Raw genomic sequence first — 1,532 nt, 5'->3', positions numbered from 1 at the left:
GTCGCTGGTGCTGACGCTCGAGGAAATCGCAGCCGGCGACGGCGCCACCTCGACCATCGTCTCGGTACAGAACTCGCTGGCCTGCGGTATCACGCAAAAGTACGGCACCGACGCGCAGAAGGAGGAATGGCTCAAGCCGCTCGCCCGTGGCGAGAAGTGGGGCTGTTTCTGCCTGACCGAGCCACACACCGGCTCCGACGCCGCGGCGATCACCACGCGCGCCGACCGCGACGGTGATTCCTTCGTGCTGAACGGCGTCAAGCAGTTCATCACCACCGGCAAGCACGCTCACATGGCCATCGTCTTCGCCGTGACCGACAAGGCGGCCGGCAAGAAAGGGATTTCCTGCTTCCTGATCCCGACCAACACACCGGGCTTCATCGTCGGTCGTACCGAGGACAAGATGGGTCAGCACGCCTCCGATACCGTGCAGATCATCCTCGAAAACTGCCGCGTGCCGGCCAGCGCCCTGCTCGGCAAGGAAGGCGAAGGCTACCGGATTGCCCTCTCCAACCTCGAAGCCGGCCGCATCGGCATCGCCGCCCAGAGCATCGGCATGGCCCGCGCCGCCTTCGAGGCAGCCGTGCGCTACGCCAAGGAACGCGTCACCTTCGGCGTGCCGATCATCGAGCACCAGGCCGTCAATTTCCGCCTGGCCGACATGAACACCCTGCTCGACGCCGCCCGCCTGATGGTCTGGCGTGCCGCGCAGCTCAAGGATGCAGGCAAGCCCTGCCTGAAGGAAGCCTCGATGGCCAAGATGTTCGCCTCGGAAGCCGCCGAGAAGATCGCCTCCGACGCCATCCAGATCCACGGCGGGGTCGGCTACACCAGCGACTTCCCGGTCGAGCGCATCTACCGCGATGTGCGCATTTCCCAGATCTACGAAGGCGCCAATGACATTCAGCGGCTGGTCATCGGCCGGGCGATCGCGACCGAATAAGTCGAGCGCTGCGGTCGACGGACAAAAATAGCCAAAAATGTCCGGTAGCCGCAGCCACGAGGAGACAAACATGAGTGAAACCGACAAGGCCCCGATCGACTTCTGGTTCGATTTCTCCAGCCCCTACGGCTATCTGCTGAGCGAGCGCATCGACGAGGTCGCCGCCCGCTACGGGCGCCAGGTACGCTGGCACCCGATCCTGCTCGGGGTCGTCTTCCAGGCTACCGGCGGCGCCCCGCTGACCCTGCAGAACGCCGCCAAGGCGGCCTACTCGGTCCACGACTTCGCCCGCTCGGCACGCTTCATGGGCGTCGCCTACCGGCCCCCGACGCTCTTCCCGCTGCCGACGCAGAACGCCGCGCGTGCCTTCTACTGGCTGCACGGGCAGGACTGCGCCCTCGCCCGCCGCTTCGCCCATGCCGTCTATCGCGCGCTGTTCGTCGACAACCGCGACATCTCTGCCCCCGACACGGTGCTCGAAATTGCCGCCGATCTGGGTGTCGACCGCGACAGCCTGGCTGCGGCACTGCAAAGCCCGGAAATCAAGGCGCGCCTCAAGGACGAAGTCGATCAGGCCATGAAAGCCGGC

The 1,532-nt window shown here is 65.6% G+C and carries 2 protein-coding genes; both read left to right on the top strand.

From position 1 onward, the window contains the following. Positions 1–943, top strand: a 943-nt coding sequence (locus ACE3PP_RS18620; RefSeq protein WP_374384775.1) for an acyl-CoA dehydrogenase family protein, incomplete at its 5' end; no start/stop codon positions are given. A gap of 70 nt (positions 944–1,013) precedes the next feature. Then, positions 1,014–1,532: 2-hydroxychromene-2-carboxylate isomerase (locus ACE3PP_RS18615; protein WP_374384774.1), on the top strand; the 519-nt coding region annotated here is incomplete at its 3' end.

The sequence above is a fragment of the Dongia sp. genome, assembly GCF_041910485.1.
GTDB lineage: Bacteria > Pseudomonadota > Alphaproteobacteria > Dongiales > Dongiaceae > Dongia.
This window is presented reverse-complemented; position numbering and strand designations above follow the sequence as displayed.